15 protein-coding genes are annotated in these 16,263 nt (G+C 63.9%); 5 read left to right on the top strand and 10 right to left on the bottom strand.

The window, feature by feature from the left end; genetic code table 11:
- Positions 1-88 precede the first annotated feature (88 nt).
- The 5 genes from leuS (at position 89) to HU760_RS03845 (ending at position 6,162) form a co-directional block, all read left to right on the top strand.
- Positions 89-2,695 (top strand): leucine--tRNA ligase, encoded by a 2,607-nt coding sequence (gene leuS / locus HU760_RS03865; protein ID WP_186672713.1) that lies wholly within the window; start codon positions 89-91, stop codon positions 2,693-2,695.
- A 61-nt stretch (positions 2,696-2,756) separates the two neighbouring features.
- Positions 2,757-3,362, top strand: coding sequence for an LPS-assembly lipoprotein LptE (locus tag HU760_RS03860; protein ID WP_186672706.1), 606 nt, complete (start codon positions 2,757-2,759; stop codon positions 3,360-3,362).
- Positions 3,363-3,401: 39 nt separating this feature from the next.
- Positions 3,402-4,439, top strand: coding sequence for a DNA polymerase III subunit delta (gene holA, locus HU760_RS03855; RefSeq protein ID WP_186672704.1), 1,038 nt, complete (start codon positions 3,402-3,404; stop codon positions 4,437-4,439).
- A 181-nt stretch (positions 4,440-4,620) separates the two neighbouring features.
- Positions 4,621-4,785, top strand: coding sequence for an alternative ribosome rescue factor ArfA (arfA, locus tag HU760_RS03850; protein WP_023378548.1), 165 nt, complete (start codon positions 4,621-4,623; stop codon positions 4,783-4,785).
- Between the two features lie 60 nt (positions 4,786-4,845).
- Positions 4,846-6,162, top strand: a complete 1,317-nt coding sequence (locus HU760_RS03845; protein WP_186672702.1) for a lytic murein transglycosylase — start codon at positions 4,846-4,848, stop codon at positions 6,160-6,162.
- A 32-nt stretch (positions 6,163-6,194) separates the two neighbouring features.
- On the opposite strand, the gene HU760_RS03840 is transcribed toward HU760_RS03845, so the two are convergent.
- The 10 genes from HU760_RS03840 to rlmH form a co-directional block, all read right to left on the bottom strand.
- The gene (locus HU760_RS03840) at positions 6,195-7,097 is read right to left on the bottom strand and encodes a S66 peptidase family protein (RefSeq protein WP_186672988.1); all 903 of its coding nucleotides are present in this window, start codon (positions 7,095-7,097) and stop codon (positions 6,195-6,197) included.
- 168 nt (positions 7,098-7,265) lie between these two features.
- Positions 7,266-8,282: a lipoyl synthase gene (lipA, locus tag HU760_RS03835; protein ID WP_225932798.1), complete on the bottom strand. Its 1,017-nt coding sequence runs from the start codon at positions 8,280-8,282 to the stop codon at positions 7,266-7,268.
- 2 nt (positions 8,283-8,284) lie between these two features.
- On the bottom strand, positions 8,285-8,932 hold the full coding sequence (gene lipB, locus HU760_RS03830; protein ID WP_013974352.1) for a lipoyl(octanoyl) transferase LipB: 648 nt from the start codon (positions 8,930-8,932) through the stop codon (positions 8,285-8,287).
- Complete coding sequence (locus HU760_RS03825) at positions 8,932-9,207, bottom strand: DUF493 domain-containing protein (RefSeq protein WP_186672701.1); 276 nt, start codon at positions 9,205-9,207, stop codon at positions 8,932-8,934. The genes lipB and HU760_RS03825 overlap by 1 nt, the downstream gene beginning before the upstream one ends.
- Positions 9,208-9,280: 73 nt before the next feature.
- Complete coding sequence (locus tag HU760_RS03820) at positions 9,281-10,441, bottom strand: D-alanyl-D-alanine carboxypeptidase family protein (RefSeq protein ID WP_186672699.1); 1,161 nt, start codon at positions 10,439-10,441, stop codon at positions 9,281-9,283.
- A 270-nt stretch (positions 10,442-10,711) separates the two neighbouring features.
- Positions 10,712-11,716: a septal ring lytic transglycosylase RlpA family protein gene (locus HU760_RS03815; RefSeq protein ID WP_186672697.1), complete on the bottom strand. Its 1,005-nt coding sequence runs from the start codon at positions 11,714-11,716 to the stop codon at positions 10,712-10,714.
- A complete protein-coding gene (mltB, locus tag HU760_RS03810; protein WP_186672695.1) occupies positions 11,716-12,726 on the bottom strand; it encodes a lytic murein transglycosylase B in 1,011 nt (336 codons plus the stop codon). Before mltB ends, HU760_RS03815 begins: the two co-directional genes overlap by 1 nt.
- 17 nt (positions 12,727-12,743) lie before the next feature.
- Positions 12,744-13,847, bottom strand: coding sequence for a rod shape-determining protein RodA (rodA, locus tag HU760_RS03805; protein WP_170034301.1), 1,104 nt, complete (start codon positions 13,845-13,847; stop codon positions 12,744-12,746).
- Positions 13,848-13,885: 38 nt separating this feature from the next.
- Entirely contained in the window at positions 13,886-15,775 is a 1,890-nt protein-coding gene (gene mrdA, locus HU760_RS03800; protein ID WP_186672694.1) for a penicillin-binding protein 2, read from the bottom strand.
- Between the two features lie 16 nt (positions 15,776-15,791).
- Positions 15,792-16,259: a 23S rRNA (pseudouridine(1915)-N(3))-methyltransferase RlmH gene (rlmH, locus tag HU760_RS03795; protein WP_003249722.1), complete on the bottom strand. Its 468-nt coding sequence runs from the start codon at positions 16,257-16,259 to the stop codon at positions 15,792-15,794.
- Positions 16,260-16,263: the final 4 nt, after the last annotated feature.

Raw genomic sequence — 16,263 nt, 5'->3', positions numbered from 1 at the left:
CGTTCACTCTAAACGACACCGGAGTGCCGGACGCAGCGAGGTTCCGCTGCCTGGAACAAGGTCTCTTCCCTCTCAGCAAAAAGTAGCCATGCACGAACAATACACGCCCCGTGATATCGAAGCCGCCGCCCAGAAGTTCTGGGACGAGCAACAATCGTTCGCTGTTACCGAACAGCCAGGCAAGGACACCTACTACTGCCTGTCGATGTTCCCGTACCCGAGCGGCAAGCTACACATGGGCCACGTGCGCAACTACACCATCGGTGACGTGATTGCCCGCTACCAGCGCATGCTGGGCAAGAACGTGCTGCAGCCGATGGGCTGGGACGCTTTCGGCATGCCTGCGGAAAACGCGGCGATGAAGAACAACGTCGCCCCGGCCAAGTGGACGTACGAAAACATCGACTACATGAAGACCCAGCTCAAGAGCCTGGGCCTGGCCATCGACTGGGCGCGTGAAGTCACTACCTGCAAGCCTGACTACTACCGTTGGGAGCAGTGGCTGTTCACCCGCCTGTTCGAAAAAGGCATCATCTACCGCAAGAACGGCACCGTGAACTGGGACCCGGCGGACCAGACCGTACTGGCCAACGAACAGGTCATCGATGGTCGTGGCTGGCGTTCGGGCGCGCTGATCGAGAAGCGCGAGATCCCGATGTACTACTTCCGCATCACCGACTACGCCGACGAGCTGCTGGAGAGCCTCGACGAGCTGCCGGGCTGGCCTGAACAGGTCAAGACCATGCAGCGCAACTGGATCGGCAAGTCGCGCGGCATGGAAGTGCAGTTCCCGTACGACCAGGCCAGCATTGGCCACGCAGGCACCCTCAAGGTCTTCACCACCCGCCCCGACACGCTGATGGGCGCCACCTACGTCGCCGTCGCCGCCGAGCACCCGCTGGCCACCCAGGCCGCCCAGGGCAACCCGGCGCTGCAGGCGTTCATCGACGAGTGCAAGAGCGGCAGCGTTGCCGAAGCCGACATGGCCACCCAGGAGAAGAAGGGCATGGCCACTTCTCTGCTGGTGGAGCACCCGCTGACCGGCGAGAAGCTTCCGGTGTGGGTCGCCAACTATGTGCTGATGCACTACGGCGATGGTGCGGTAATGGCCGTGCCGGCCCATGACGAGCGTGACTTCGAGTTCGCCCACAAGTACAACCTGCCGGTCAAGGCGGTGGTGCGCACCAGCGCTGGCGACGAAGTCGGCAGCGAATGGCTGGCCGCCTATGGCGAGCACGGCCAGTTGATCAACTCGGGCGAGTTCGACGGCCTGGACTTCGCCGGTGCCTTCGACGCCATCGAAGCCGCCCTGATCCGCAAGGAACTGGGCAAGTCGCGTACCCAGTTCCGCCTGCGCGACTGGGGTATCAGCCGCCAGCGCTACTGGGGCTGCCCGATCCCGATCATCCACTGCCCGTCCTGCGGCGACGTACCGGTGCCGGAAGACCAGCTGCCGGTCACCCTGCCGGAGAACGTGGTGCCGGACGGTGCCGGTTCGCCACTGGCGCGCATGCCGGAATTCTACGAATGCAGCTGCCCGAAATGTGGCACCGCAGCCAAGCGCGAAACCGACACCATGGACACCTTCGTCGAGTCGTCCTGGTACTTCGCCCGCTACGCCTCGCCGAACTACGAAGGTGGCATGGTCGACCCGAAAGCGGCCAACCACTGGCTGCCGGTCGACCAGTACATCGGCGGTATCGAGCACGCCATTCTGCACCTGCTGTATGCACGCTTCTTCCACAAGCTGATGCGTGACGAAGGCCTGGTCACCTCGAACGAGCCGTTCAAGAACCTGCTGACCCAGGGCATGGTGGTCGCCGAAACCTACTACCGTGTGGCCAGCAACGGCGGCAAGGACTGGTTCAACCCGGCCGATGTCGAGGTCGAGCGCGATGCCAAGGCCAAGATCATTGGCGCGCGCCTGAAAACCGACGGCCTGCCGGTGGAAATCGGCGGCACCGAGAAGATGTCGAAGTCGAAGAACAATGGCGTCGACCCGCAATCGATGATCGACCAGTACGGCGCCGATACCTGCCGCCTGTTCATGATGTTCGCCTCGCCACCCGACATGAGCCTGGAATGGTCCGACTCCGGCGTCGAGGGTGCCAGCCGCTTCCTGCGTCGCGTCTGGCGCCTGGCCCAGGCACACGTGGCCCAGGGGCTGCCGGACAAGCTGGACGTCGCCGCCCTGGACGACGCGCAGAAGGTCATCCGCCGCGCCATCCACGCTGCCATCAAGCAGGCCAGCACCGATGTCGGCCAGTACCACAAGTTCAACACCGCCATCGCCCAGGTGATGACCGTGATGAACGTGCTGGAGAAGGCCCCGCAGGCCACCGAACAGGACCGCGCCCTGCTGCACGAAGGCCTCGAGGCCGTGACCCTGCTGCTGGCACCGATCACTCCGCACATCTCCCACGAGCTGTGGCAACAGCTGGGCCACCAGCAGGCCGTCATCGACGCCAGCTGGCCAGCCGTCGACGAAGCGGCCCTGGTACAGGACACCGTCACCCTGGTGGTGCAGGTCAACGGCAAGCTGCGTGGCCAGGTGGAAATGCCGGCCGCCGCCAGCCGTGAAGAAATCGAAGCGGCCGCGCGCAGCAACGAAAACGTCCTGCGCTTCATCGATGGCCTGACCATCCGCAAGGTCATCGTGGTACCGGGCAAGCTGGTCAACATCGTCGCCAACTGATGGCAACGCCCGCCCGCAGCCACTGCGGGCGGGCGGAACAGGCCCACAAGGGAGCAACAACATGATCAAACGCAATTTGCTGGTAATTGGCCTGGCGGTCATGCTCAGCGCCTGCGGTTTCCAGCTGCGCGGCACCGGCTCCACCGAGCTGAGCGTGAAGGAAATGGACGTCAGCGCACGCAACGCCTACGGCCCGACCGTGGTCCAGCTGCGAGAAACGCTGGAACGCAGCGGCGTCAACGTGCACACCGGCGCACCGTACCGCCTGGTGCTGACCAACGAGCAGGAGCGCGAGCGCTCGGCGACCTACAACAGCGGCAACCGTACCGCCGAGTATGAGCTGAGCACCGTGCTGAACTACAGCATCCAGGGCCTGAACAACCTGGAACTGATGAGCGACAAGCTGGAGGTACGCAAGATCTACCTGCGTGACGGCTCGAACATCACCGGCTCCGAGCAGGAAGCCAACCGCGCTCGTGAAGAAATGCGCCGCGACCTGGTCAATGCGATGATGGTTCGCTTGCAGATGCTGACCCCGTCGCAGCTGGACGAGCTGCAGCGTCAAGCCGACGAGCGTGCCAAGGCCGAAGCCGCCGCGCTGGAAGCTGCCCGCCGCCAGCAGGCCGAAACGCCTCAGCAATCGCCACTGGAAGTACCGGGCAACTAAGCCCGAGCGGGGTACCCTCGGGTGCCCCGCCTGTTCCCCATGAAGCTCGCCCCCGCCCAACTCAGCAAGCACCTGCAAGGCGCCCTGGCACCGGTCTACGTGGTCAGCGGCGACGACCCGCTGCTGTGCCAGGAAGCCGCCGACGCCATCCGCAACGCCGCACGCCAGCAGGGCTTCGACGAACGCCAAGTATTCAGTGCCGACGCCAACTTCGACTGGGGTACCCTGCTCCAGGCCGGTGCCAGCCTGTCGCTGTTCGCCCAACGTCGCCTGCTGGAATTGCGCCTTCCTTCGGGCAAGCCCGGTGACAAGGGCGCTGCTGCGCTGATGGAATACTGCGCCAACCCCGCCGAGGACACCCTGCTGCTGGTCAGCCTGCCCAAGCTCGACGGCAGCGCACAGAAGACCAAGTGGGGCAAGGCGCTGATAGAAGGCCCTCATTGCCAGTTCATTCAGATCTGGCCGGTGGATGTGCACCAGCTGCCACAGTGGATCAACCAGCGCCTGCAGCAGGCCGGCCTGTCGGCACAGCGGGACGCCGTCGACCTGATCGCCGCACGTGTCGAGGGCAACCTGCTGGCCGCCGCGCAAGAGATCGAGAAGCTCAAGCTGCTGGCCGAAGGCAACCAGATCACCGTGGAGACCGTGCAGGCCGCCGTTGCCGACAGTGCCCGCTTCGATGTCTTCGGCCTGGTCGATGCCATTCTCAATGGCGAAGCCGCGCATGCCCTGCGCATGCTCGAAGGCCTGCGTGGCGAAGGCGTGGAGCCGCCAGTGATTCTCTGGGCCCTGGCCCGTGAGTTGCGTCAGCTGGCCGGGCTGGCCCAGCAATTCAGCCAGGGCGTACCGCTGGACAAGGCCTTCAGCCAGGCCCGCCCGCCGATCTGGGATAAACGCCGACCACTGGTCAGCAAAGCCCTGCAGCGCCTGTCGGCACAGCGCTGGGCGCAGTTGCTGCAGGACGCCCAGCGCATCGATGCGCAGATCAAGGGGCAGGCCGAGGGCTCGCCCTGGACCGGCCTGGCGCGCTTGTCGCTGCTGATGGCCGGCCAGCGCTTGGCGCTTCCCCCCGAGTAACATTCAAAGGTCCAGTCGCCGGTAAGCCAGCCCCCACAGGGATAGCATGGGCTCGGAGGCTGTGCTGTGGGAGCTGGCTTACTGGCGACTGGGCCTCGGACCATATACACAATCAATTGGCCCCCGGTTGCCCAGGGCCCTACAGTGCCTCGCGAAAACCACCCAACCGGGGAACCCCGCCATGAGCAAAAAGCCGAAAAAACACGGCCCCAACAAGGCCAAGTCCATCGTCGCCCAGCCCCTGTTCCGCTGCCGGCAGGAACGACCCAACAAGGGCAAAGGCAGCTACCGCCGCGAAGCCTTCCAATCGAGAGATTGGGAGGCTTCGTACTTTTTGGCCGCATGAAAGCATCGAAAGCGCAGGCATGATATGGTCGTCACCTGACCTGCAATTCTGGATCTGTGCATGCTTCTCAGTCTTCTCCCCCGCTGGAAAACCCGTCAGTTGCTCGCGGCCTCCAGTTTCATCCTGCTCGTGGCCTGCGCAGAAAAGCCCACCGCCGCCGATGCCCTGCCGCTGGCTCCCGCCCAGCCAGCCCCGGTGGTAACCCTGCCCGGCACCACGCCCGACGTCAGCACTGAAATCCAGCCTCTGCAAACCTTCGCGCAATGGCAGGCTGGTTTCCGCCAGCAAGCCCTGCAAGCCGGTATTTCGCCGGATACCTTCGACCGCGCATTCCTCGGTATCACCCCTGACATGGACGTGATCAAGGCCGACCGCAGCCAGCCGGAATTCACCCGCCCGGTGTGGGAATACCTCGAAGGCGCCTTGTCACCGCTGCGCGTACGCAATGGCAAAAAACTGCTGGAACAGCATGCAGACTTGCTCACCCTAATCGAGCAGCGCTATGGCGTCGACCGCCAGGTGCTGGTTGCAGTGTGGGGCATGGAAAGCAACTTCGGCCAGTTCCAGGGCAACAAGTCGGTCATCCGCTCGCTGGCCACCCTGGCCTATGAAGGCCGTCGCCCACAATTTGCCCAGGACCAGCTGATCGCCGCGCTGCAGATCATCCAGCATGGCGACATCCAGCCTGAGGCCATGCGTGGCTCGTGGGCCGGCGCCATGGGCCAGACCCAGTTCATCCCGACCACCTACAACACCCATGCCGTGGACTTCGACGGTGACGGCCGCCGTGACATCTGGAACAGCACCCCGGATGCCCTGGCCTCGACTGCGCATTACCTGCAGAGTTCGGGCTGGAAGCGTGGCCAGCCTTGGGGCTTCGAGGTGCAGGTGCCAGCAGGCTTCGATTACTGGCAAGCCGATGGCGCACTGCGCAAGCCAGTAAGCGAGTGGTTGGCGCAGGGCGTGAAACTGCCAGCGGGGACGCAACTGCCGGTGGGCAGCGACCAGCTGTCTGCCGCCCTGCTGCTGCCAGCAGGCGCGCGAGGCCCGGCGTTTCTGGTACTGGACAACTTCCGCGCCATCCTCAAGTACAACAACTCGTCGTCGTATGCGCTGGCAGTGAGCCTGCTAGGGGACCGCTTCACTGGCTGGGGCTTCATCGCTGGCAGCTGGCCGAAGGAAGACCTGCCGCTCAGCCGCAGCGAGCGCATGGAGCTACAGAACCTGTTGAACAGCAATGGGCATGAAGCCGGGAACCCTGACGGCATCATTGGCGCCAACACCCGCAAGGCGATCCGCAACGCCCAGCAGGGGCTGGGGTGGCCGGCGGATGGGTACCCGACCCATAAGCTGCTCGAGAGCCTGCGTCAACAGTAAGGAACCTGGGGCCGCTGTGCGGCCCCCGACAATCAAGCCTTGAACAGATCCTGCTGCAGTAACAATGCTTGCTGAACACTATCCAGCCGCACCCTGGCCCCCAGCGGCAAGCACACATTCGGATCACAATGCCCACTGCGCCACCCGGCCAGCACCGGCACGCCCAGCGGCCCGAAGATGTCCTGCAGCAACGGCGTCAGCGCCACCGTGGTAATCCCGGCAAAATCCCCCACCAGCACGCCCGCGATCCCCTCCAGCTTGCCCGCCAGGCGCAGCTGGGTCAGCAGGCGGTCTACCCGGTACAGCGGCTCGTTGACGTCCTCGATGAACAGGATGCAACCCTTGGTATCCAACTCGGCAATCGTCCCCAAGGTCGCCCCCAGCATCGACAGGTTGCCACCTAGTAGCGGCCCGCTGGCCACACCCGGCTGTACACAGGTCAAAGCGTAGCCGGCCGGGTGCGCGATTGGCTCGCCGCTGCGCACCTGCCCACCCAGCTGCGCCAGCAGCGAAGCCTCGGTCGGTTGCTGCTTGGCACCCAACAGGTCTGCATTGAGCATTCCGCCATGGAAGGTGACCAGCCCGGTCCTGCGGTAAATGGCCGTGTGCAGCGCGGTGATGTCGCTGTAGCCGATCAGCGGCTTGGGGTTGTGCCGGATCAGCTCGAAATCGAGCCGGTCGAGCAGGCGCATGCTGCCATACCCCCCACGCATGCACAGGATGGCGTCGATCGCCGGGTCGGCGAAAGCGTCATGCAGGTCTTGCAAGCGCTGCTGGTCTACGCCTGCCAGGTATCCTTGCGCCTGCAGAGCTCCCGGGTAGATCCGGCAACGGTAGCCACGCTCGGCAAACCACCGGGTGGCCTTCTGGGTATCCAGCCGGGCCGGGCCGGCGGGCGCGACGATGGCAAAGCAGGCGTCGTGCGGCAACGCCATCGGCAAGCAAGGTTCGGTACGCTCAAGGCAATTCACATGCAACTCCTTGCAGGTCCTGGGGGCCCGATTCTGCCGCTGCGGAGCGACCTCGGCCAGCAGGAAACCCCATCAACAAAAATGCCGATGGCGCCTTTCGGCGCGCATCGGCATGTGTGGCCCAACCTTTGATCAGAGCTTGATCTTGGCCTCGTGGGCCTGTTGGTCAGCGTGGTAGGAAGAACGCACCAGCGGCCCGGAAGCGACGTTCTTGAAGCCCATCTTGTAACCTTCCTCGGCGAACCAGGCGAAGGTGTCCGGGTGGACGAAACGCTGCACCGGCAGGTGGCTGCGCGATGGCTGCAGGTACTGGCCGAGGGTGAGCATGTCGATGTCATGCTCGCGCATGCGCTGCATCACCTCGATCACTTCGTCGTCGGTCTCGCCCAGGCCCAGCATCAGGCCCGACTTGGTCGGAACGTGCGGCACCAGCTGCTTGAATTTCTGCAGCAGGTCCAGCGACCAGTCGTAGTCCGAGCCCGGACGCGCGGCCTTGTACAGGCGTGGTACGGTCTCGAGGTTGTGGTTGAACACATCCGGCGGCTGTTGGGCGGTGATCTCCAGGGCAACGTCCATGCGGCCACGGTAGTCGGGCACCAGGGTTTCCAGCTGCACGCCTGGCGACAGCGCACGGATTTCACGGATGCAGTCAGCGAAGTGCTGGGCCCCGCCGTCGCGCAGGTCGTCGCGGTCCACCGAAGTGATCACCACGTACTTCAGGCGCAGGTCGGCGATGGCGATAGCCAGGTTCTTCGGCTCGTCCAGGTCCAGCGGCTTTGGCCGACCATGGCCAACGTCGCAGAACGGGCAGCGGCGGGTGCAGATGTCACCCATGATCATGAAGGTCGCGGTACCACCGGAGAAGCACTCGCCCAGGTTCGGGCAGGACGCCTCTTCGCACACGCTGTGCAGCTTGTGCTTGCGCAGCAGTTGCTTGATGCGGTCTACCTCGGGCGAAACCGGGATACGCACGCGGATCCAGTCGGGTTTCTTCGGCAGCTCGTCGGTGGGGATGATCTTCACCGGGATGCGCGCAACCTTTTCGGCGCCACGCAACTTGACCCCGGCTTCCACCTTCTTCGGCGCTGGGCGCTGGGTGGCATCCTGGGTAGGTGTCAGGTTCGGCACGGCTTCTTGCACAGTTGTCATATTCAGTCGATTCCGCCCGTGAGGGTCGTCTGCTCAGCGTAGTCGAGGTGCTTGACCAGCTGTCCGCGCAGCCTTGTCCTGACCTCGTCGAGTTCGATCGGACCTGCCAGGTCGCGCAGCTGGGTCATCGCCAGCCCCGCATAGCCGCAGGGGTTGATTCGGCGGAATGGCGCGAGGTCCATGTCCACGTTCAGGGCAAGGCCGTGGAACGAACGGCCATTGCGGATTCGCAGGCCGAGGGAAGCGATCTTCGCTCCGTCGACATAGACGCCCGGGGCGTCGGGCTTGGCCGCGGCCTGGACATCATAACTGGCGAGCAGGTCGATGAGGGTCTGCTCGATGCGGCTGACCAGCTCACGCACGCCAAAGCCCAGCCGGCGCACATCCAGCAGCAGGTAGGCCACCAGTTGCCCGGGGCCATGGTAGGTTACCTGGCCACCGCGGTCGGTCTGTACCACCGGGATGTCACCCGGTACCAACAGGTGCTCGGCCTTGCCGGCCTGGCCCTGGGTGAAGACAGCGGGGTGCTCGACCAGCCAGACTTCATCCTGGCTGTCCGGGCTGCGTTGCTCGGTGAAGCGTCGCATGGCCTCCAGCACCGGTTCATAGGGCTGCAGGCCAAGCTCACGAAAACCGAGGCAGGCGGACATCAGAGCACCATTTTCACGATGCCGGTAGCGCGCAAGGCGCTGTTGATATCGTGCAGCTGGTTCTCGCTTTCGGCAACGATGTGCAATTGCACGGTAGTGTACTTGCCTTCCTTGCTCTGGCGCTCGGCCAGCGTGGCAAGGTCGACCTTGGCGTGCTTGCTGAGAATCTCGATCACCGTGTCGCGGAAACCGACCACGGTATCGCCGATGACCTTGATCGGGTAATCGTCGCAGGGGAATTCGATCTTGTGCGACTTGACGTCTGCTTCGCTCATGGTGGAAACGGCCTCGTAAGCCGTGGCAACAACAACGCCCCCGCGGGATACGCGGGGGCATGCAGGTCACGTATCAGTTGAACAACCCGTAGAAGAATAGACGGATGCTATCCCACATACGGCGGAAGAAACCACCTTCCTCGACGCCATCGAGGGCGATCAGGTCGGCACTGTGAACCACTTTTTCATCCAGTTTGACTTCCACTTTGCCGATCACGTCACCTTTGGCGATCGGCGCAGTGAGCTGCGGGTTCATGGTCATCGAAGCCTGAAGGCGTTTCAATTGGCCTTTAGGCATGGTCATGGTCAGGTCTTCGGCCAGGCCAGCTTTCACTTCGCCAGTGGCGCCTTTCCAGACCGGCGCCTTGGTCAGCTCGGTGCCCTTCTGGTAGAAGGTCTGGGTTTCGAAGAAGCGGAAGCCATAAGTCAGCAGCTTCTGGGTCTCGGCCGCACGCGATTGCTCGCTGTTGGTGCCGAACACCACGGCGATCAGGCGCTGGCCGTCGCGAACGGCGGAAGCCACCATGCAGTAGCCGGCTTCGTCGGTGTGGCCGGTCTTCAGGCCGTCGACCGTCTTGTCACGCCACAGCAGCAGGTTGCGGTTAGGCTGCTTGATGTTGTTCCAGAAGAACTCTTTCTGCGAATAGATGGCGTAGTGGGCCGGGTCGACATTGATGATCGCGCGGGCCAGGGTCGCCATGTCATGGGCCGACGAATAGTGGTCCGGGTGCGGCAGACCGGTCGGGTTCATGAAGTGGCTGTTGCTCATGCCCAGGTCGGCAGCGGTCTTGTTCATCATGTCGGCGAAGGCATCTTCGCTGCCGGCGATGTGCTCGGCCAGGGCGACCGAGGCGTCGTTGCCGGACTGGATGATGATGCCATGCAGCAGGTCGCTGACAGTGACCTGGCTGCCCACCTTGATGAACATGCGCGAACCGCCGGTACGCCAGGCGTTCTCGCTGACGGTAACCGGGTCGTTTTCACCGATCTGGCCGCGGCGGATGTCGAGGGTGGCGATGTAGGCGGTCATCAGCTTGGTCAGGCTGGCCGGCGGCAGGCGCTCGTCACCATTGTTCTCGACCAGCACGTTGCCGCTGGACGCGTCCATGAGTACGTAGGACTTGGCTGCCAGTTGCGGTGGCGCCGGCGTCATCTGCTCAGCCGCGAAGGCGGCTGGCGTGATCATCAGCAGTACGGGCAGGCAAAGTCGTTTGGCAAGGTTGGTGATGTTCATCCGTCTCTCGAAAATCGCTAATGGTCTGAATTTCCCTGGGCAAGATCATGTGCCCAGCGCCAGTCAGTCTAGTTTTTTGGCCACAGGCCTGGCCCGGCAAAATGCGGCGTTATGTCGCTGCGGGCAAAAGCCGACATTGTACATGCCTACGCCCGGCAATTCATGACAAAACCGACAGTTTGGTGTTGCCTTCTTCGCAGGCACGCCCGCTCCCACAGGGACATGCGAAATCCTGTGGAAGCGGGCGTGCCCGCGAAGAAGGCAACACGATCAGTCGGCAGTGACCAGCTTCGCCTGCCCCAGGTTCGCCAGGCGGATGCTGTCCTGCGCCTGCTGGATCTCGCCCTGGCTGCTGATCGGCCCCAGGCGCACGCGGTGCAAGGTTTGCTGGTTACGCACAATCGAGCTGATGAACACCGGCGCGCTGACCATGCTGCTGAGCTTGGAACGCAGCAGTTCGGCGGCGTCCGGGTTGGCGAAGGCGCCCACCTGCAGGAAGCTGCCGCCACTGTTGCTGCCCGGCACGTTGTTGCCGCCAACCTGCACAGGCACAACGGGCGCCGCGTGCTGTTGCGGCGGTGGAGTCCATTGTTCGACGCGCCCGGTACTGGCCGGGATCGCCTGGGTCTGGGCCACTTGCGGCTCCTTCAGCATCAGCGGCGGCGTCTGGCCACGCTGGGCCCACCATTGCTGCGGGTCGATGCCCTCGACGCGCACGTGCGCGGTGCCGATCTCGGCGTAACCGAGCTTTTTCGCCGCGGCGTAGGACAGGTCGATGATGCGATCGGAATAGAACGGCCCACGGTCATTGACCCGCAGGATCACGCTGCGGCCGTTGGCCAGGTTGGTCACCCGCACATAGGCCGGCAGCGGTAAGGTCTTGTGTGCCGCGCTCATGCCGTACAGGTCGTACAGTTCGCCGTTGGCAGTGTTCTGGCCGTGGAACTTGGTGCCATACCACGATGCAGTCCCCTCGGCGCGGTAGTTGCGCGCGTCCTGCATCGGGTAGTAGGTCTTGCCCAGTACCGTGTACGGGTTGGCCTTGTAGCTGCCGGTGTGCACCGTCGGCGTGGCATCGGGGATCTTGCTCACATCCACGTCCCACCACGGCGCGCCGTCCTTGTGTGCCCGGTTGATATCCAGGCCCGGCTGGGTGCGCACCACGTTGCCGCTACCTTGCTGGGCCGGGCGGCTGGAAGTGCAGCTGGCCAACAGCACGCCAACGGCGAGGCAGGTCAGCAGCTTGAAAGAGTTGGCAGAGATGATTGCGCGCATTAATTGACGCCCCGTGCTTGAACCAGCTGTTCCGAAAGCTGATGCACCGCCATGGCATACATCACGCTGCGGTTGTAGCGAGTGATCGCGTAGAAGTTCTTCAGGCCCATCCAGTACTCGGGGCCATTGTCGCCCTCGAGCCGGAAGGCGGTAACCGGCAGATCATCGCGCAGGGAATCATGAACCGACCAGCCGAGCGCGCGCAACTCCCCCACCGTCTTCACTGGCTCGATACCGGTGGTCAGGCCCTCGTCGGCCCGCTCGCCGTCCACCCAGGCACGGCTGACCACGCCTTCCCCGGCCACCCAACCGTGGCGCTTGAAGTAACTGGCGACGCTGCCGATGGCATCGTCCGGGTTGTTCCAGATATTGATGTGGCCGTCGCCGTCGAAGTCCACCGCAAAGTTGCGGAAGCTGCTCGGCATGAACTGCGGCAAGCCCATGGCGCCGGCGTAGGAGCCTTTGAGCGTCAAGGGGTCGAGCTGCTCCTCGCGAGACAGCAGCAGGAACTCCCGCAGTTCCTTGCGGAAGAATTCGGCCCGCGGCGGGTAGTCGAAGCTCAGGGTCGACAGGGCGTCTATTACCCGGTAGTTGCCGGTGTTGCGACCGAAGAAGGTTTCCACGCCAATGATGGCGACGATGTACTGTGCCGGTACGCCATATTCCTGCTCGGCACGGACCAGCGCCGCCTCGTGCTGGCGCCAGAAATCCACACCGCGGGCGATGCGCGCATCGGTGATGAACATCGGCCGGTAGTCCTTCCACGGTTTAACCCGTTCGGCCGGGCGCGAAATGGCGTCGAGGATCGACTGCTTGCGTTGCACCTCACCGAACACGCCCATCAGCTGCTCAGGAGCAAAACCGTAGTCGCGGCTCATTTCGCCAACGAACTGGGCCACCTGCGGCGAGTCCCGGTAATCGCCGGCATGGGCCAGCTGTACAGCGCCGAACAGGCCCACCGCGCCGACCCACGGCGCACAACGGACAGCCCAGTTACGCACTGCTTGCATGAAATTCTTCACCTTATTCAAACCTGCGCGATCCATTTGCGATGCGTGTGGATCGACATCAGAACGCCAAACGCTGACAGCAGCGTCACCAACGAAGTTCCGCCATAGCTGATGAAGGGCAGCGGCACGCCCACCACGGGCAGAAGGCCGCTGACCATCCCGATATTGACGAATACATATACAAAGAAGGTCATGGTCAGGCTGCCGGCCAGCAGCTTGCCGAACAAGGTCTGCGCCTGGGCGGTAATCACCAGGCCACGGCCGATCAGCAGCAGATAGACGATGAGCAACAGGCAGATGCCGACCAGGCCGAATTCCTCGCCGAGTACGGCAATGATGAAGTCGGTGTGGCTTTCCGGCAGGAAGTCCAGGTGCGACTGGGTCCCGAGCAGCCAGCCCTTGCCGAACACCCCGCCCGAGCCGATCGCCGCCTTGGATTGGATGATGTTCCAGCCAGTGCCCAACGGGTCGCTTTCCGGATCGAGGAAGGTCAGTACCCGCTGCTTCTGGTAGTCGTGCATGACGAAGAACCACATCGCCACTGCCACCGGCACCGCCGCCGCCAGCACGCTGAGGATCCAGCGCCAGCGCAGCCCCCCCATGAACAGCACGAAAGCACCGGAAGCGAGGATCAGCAGCGCCGTGCCCAGGTCGGGCTGGCGCACGATCAGAATGAACGGCACGCCAATCAGCACCAGGCTGATCGCCACGTGCTTGAGATGCGGCGGCAAGGTGCGCTTGGACAGGTACCAGGCGATGGTCGCCGGCATGATGATCTTCATGAACTCCGAGGGCTGGAAGCGAATCACCCCGGGAATGTTGATCCAGCGCGTGGCCCCCATGGCGTTGTGGCCCATCACGTCCACCACTACCAGCAACATCACGCCAACCAGATAGGCCAGCGGCACCCAGCGCGCCATGAAGCGAGGTTCCAGCTGGGCGATGATGAACATCGACGCCAGGCCGATACCGAACGAGGTGGCCTGCTTGAGCAACAGGTCCCAGTTCTTGCCACTGGCCGAGTACAGCACGAACAGGCTGCCAGCCGCGAGGGTCAGCAGAATGACCAGCAAAGGGCCGTCGACATGGATGCGCTGCAGAAAGCTGGCGCGCCGACGCATCACATCCTCGCTGGAGAGCATGCGATCGAAATTGTTCATCACAGGGCGGATTCCTGGGTAACGGTGGCGGGCGCGAACTCGGGCTTGAGCCGGCCGTTTTCGTCGAGCAGCCAGGCGTCCATCACCTGACGTACTACCGGTGCGGCAACGCCCGAGCCCGACTCACCGTTCTCGACCATCACCGATACCACGATCTTCGGGTCGTCGGCCGGGGCAAAGGCGACGAACAAGGCGTGGTCGCGGTGACGCTCCTGGAGTTTGTTGCGGTCATACTTCTCGCCCTGCTTGATCGCCACCACCTGGGCGGTACCACTCTTGCCGGCGATGCGGTACTGCGCGCCGATGGCCGCCTTGCGTGCGGTACCGCGGGCGTTGTGCATCACCTGCTCCATGCCATGGGTGACCTTGGCCCAGTCGGACTTGTCACGCAGCACGATGTTGTCCATGGGGTTGTCGTCCACCGGCGGCTGGCCTTCGATGGTCCTGGCCAGGTGCGGGCGGTTCCATACGCCCTTGTTGGCGATCAGCGCGGTGGCCTGGGCCAGTTGTAGCGGCGTGGCCTGCATGTAGCCCTGGCCGATACCGAGGATCAGGGTTTCGCCGGGGAACCAGGCCTGGCGGCGGGTGGCACGTTTCCATTCCCGCGACGGCATCAGCCCGGCGGACTCCTCGAACATGTCCAGGGAAACCCGCTGGCCGATACCGAACTTGTTCATGTAGCTGGACAGCCGGTCGATGCCCATCTTGTGCGCCAGGTCGTAGAAGTAGGTGTCGTTGGAGCGCATGATCGCGGTGTCCAGGTCGACCCAGCCATCGCCGGTGCGGTTCCAGTTACGGTACTTGTGGTCGTAGTTGGGCAGCTGGTAGTAGCCCGGGTCGAACACCCGGCTGCCAGCATTGACCACGCCACTGTCCAGGCCGGCGATGGCCACGGCCGGCTTGATGGTCGAGCCCGGCGGGTAGAGGCCGCGCAGCACGCGGTTGAACAACGGCCGGTCGATCGAGTCGCGCAGTTCGGCATAGGCCTTGAAACCGATGCCGGTGACGAACAGGTTGGGGTCGAAGCTGGGCTGGCTGACCATTGCCAGCACCTCGCCGGTACGCGGATCGAGCGCCACCACGGCGCCGCGCCGGCCACCCAGGGCCGCCTCGGCGGCTTCCTGCAGCTTGATGTCCAGGCTCAGCACGATGTCCTTGCCCGGTTTCGGGTCGGTACGCTTGAGCACGCGCAGCACCCGGCCGCGGGCGTTGGTCTCGACTTCCTCGTAGCCCACCTGGCCGTGCAGGACGTCTTCGTAGAACCGTTCGATGCCGGTCTTGCCTATGTGGTGGGTGCCGCTGTAGTTCACCGGGTCGAGCGTTTTCAGCTCCTTCTCGTTGATCCGCCCCACATACCCTACCGAATGCGCGAAATGCGCGCCCTGCGGGTAATGGCGCACCAGCTGGGCCACCACTTCCACACCCGGCAGGCGGAACTGGTTCACCGCCACGCGGGCAATCTGCTCTTCGTTGAGTTCGAACAGGATCGGCACTGGCTCGAACGGCCGACGGCCCTGGCGCATGCGCTTCTCGAACAGGGCGCGGTCCTCTGGCGTCAGCTCCAGCACTTCGACGATGGTGTCCAGCACTTCCTGCCAGTTACCCGCACGTTCGCGGGTCATCGACAGGCTGAAGCTGGGCCGGTTGTCGGCAACGATTACCCCGTTACGGTCGAAGATCAGCCCGCGGGTCGGCGGGATCGGCTGCACATGCACCCGGTTGTTCTCCGACAGCGTCGAATGGTAGTCGTACTGGATGATCTGCAGGTAATACAGCCGCGCGATCAGCACGCAGACAAGCAGCACGACCGCCACTGCGCCAACCACGACGCGGCTACGCACCAGGCGGGCGTCTTTCTCATGGTCCTTGAGACGGATCGGCTGAGACATCGGGCTGCTTACAGGCTCATTTGTGGTAAGGATGCCCGGACAGCACGGTCCAGGCGCGGTAGATCTGCTCGCCGATGAGTATCCTTACCAACGGGTGCGGCAGGGTCAACGGCGACAGCGACCAGCGTTGTTCGGCACGCGCACAGACCTCCGGCGCCAGGCCTTCCGGGCCGCCCACCATCAAATTCACCGTGCGCGCATCCAGGCGCCAGCGGTCCAGCTCGGTCGCCAGTTGCTCGGTACTCCAGGGCTTGCCATGAACCTCCAGGGTGACGATGCGCTCCCCCGGCTGAACCTTGCTCAGCATGGCCTCGCCCTCCTGACGAATCAGGCGGGCGACATCGGCATTCTTGCCACGGGTATTCAGCGGGATTTCCACCAGCTCCAGCGACAGCTCGGCGGGCAGGCGCTTGGCATACTCATGCCAGCCTTCCTCGACCCACTTCGGCATGCGCGAACCGACCGCGATCAGGCGCAGACGCACAGCG

Origin of the sequence: Pseudomonas oryzicola (assembly GCF_014269185.2) — a bacterium.
GTDB lineage: Bacteria > Pseudomonadota > Gammaproteobacteria > Pseudomonadales > Pseudomonadaceae > Aquipseudomonas > Aquipseudomonas oryzicola.
This window is presented reverse-complemented; position numbering and strand designations above follow the sequence as displayed.

Coding starts and splice junctions, on each gene's coding strand:
- leuS (WP_186672713.1), top strand. CDS start 89: ATGCACGAACAATACACGCCCCGTGATATCGAAGCCGCCGCCCAGAAG.
- HU760_RS03815 (WP_186672697.1), bottom strand. CDS start 11,716: ATGCGCGCAATCATCTCTGCCAACTCTTTCAAGCTGCTGACCTGCCTC.
- rodA (WP_170034301.1), bottom strand. CDS start 13,847: ATGCGTCGGCGCGCCAGCTTTCTGCAGCGCATCCATGTCGACGGCCCT.
- mrdA (WP_186672694.1), bottom strand. CDS start 15,775: ATGTCTCAGCCGATCCGTCTCAAGGACCATGAGAAAGACGCCCGCCTG.
- HU760_RS03840 (WP_186672988.1), bottom strand. CDS start 7,097: ATGGCGTTGCCGCACGACGCCTGCTTTGCCATCGTCGCGCCCGCCGGC.
- HU760_RS03820 (WP_186672699.1), bottom strand. CDS start 10,441: ATGAACATCACCAACCTTGCCAAACGACTTTGCCTGCCCGTACTGCTG.
- arfA (WP_023378548.1), top strand. CDS start 4,621: ATGAGCAAAAAGCCGAAAAAACACGGCCCCAACAAGGCCAAGTCCATC.
- HU760_RS03845 (WP_186672702.1), top strand. CDS start 4,846: ATGCTTCTCAGTCTTCTCCCCCGCTGGAAAACCCGTCAGTTGCTCGCG.
- lipB (WP_013974352.1), bottom strand. CDS start 8,932: ATGTCCGCCTGCCTCGGTTTTCGTGAGCTTGGCCTGCAGCCCTATGAA.
- HU760_RS03825 (WP_186672701.1), bottom strand. CDS start 9,207: ATGAGCGAAGCAGACGTCAAGTCGCACAAGATCGAATTCCCCTGCGAC.
- HU760_RS03860 (WP_186672706.1), top strand. CDS start 2,757: ATGATCAAACGCAATTTGCTGGTAATTGGCCTGGCGGTCATGCTCAGC.
- lipA (WP_225932798.1), bottom strand. CDS start 8,282: ATGACAACTGTGCAAGAAGCCGTGCCGAACCTGACACCTACCCAGGAT.
- holA (WP_186672704.1), top strand. CDS start 3,402: ATGAAGCTCGCCCCCGCCCAACTCAGCAAGCACCTGCAAGGCGCCCTG.
- mltB (WP_186672695.1), bottom strand. CDS start 12,726: ATGCAAGCAGTGCGTAACTGGGCTGTCCGTTGTGCGCCGTGGGTCGGC.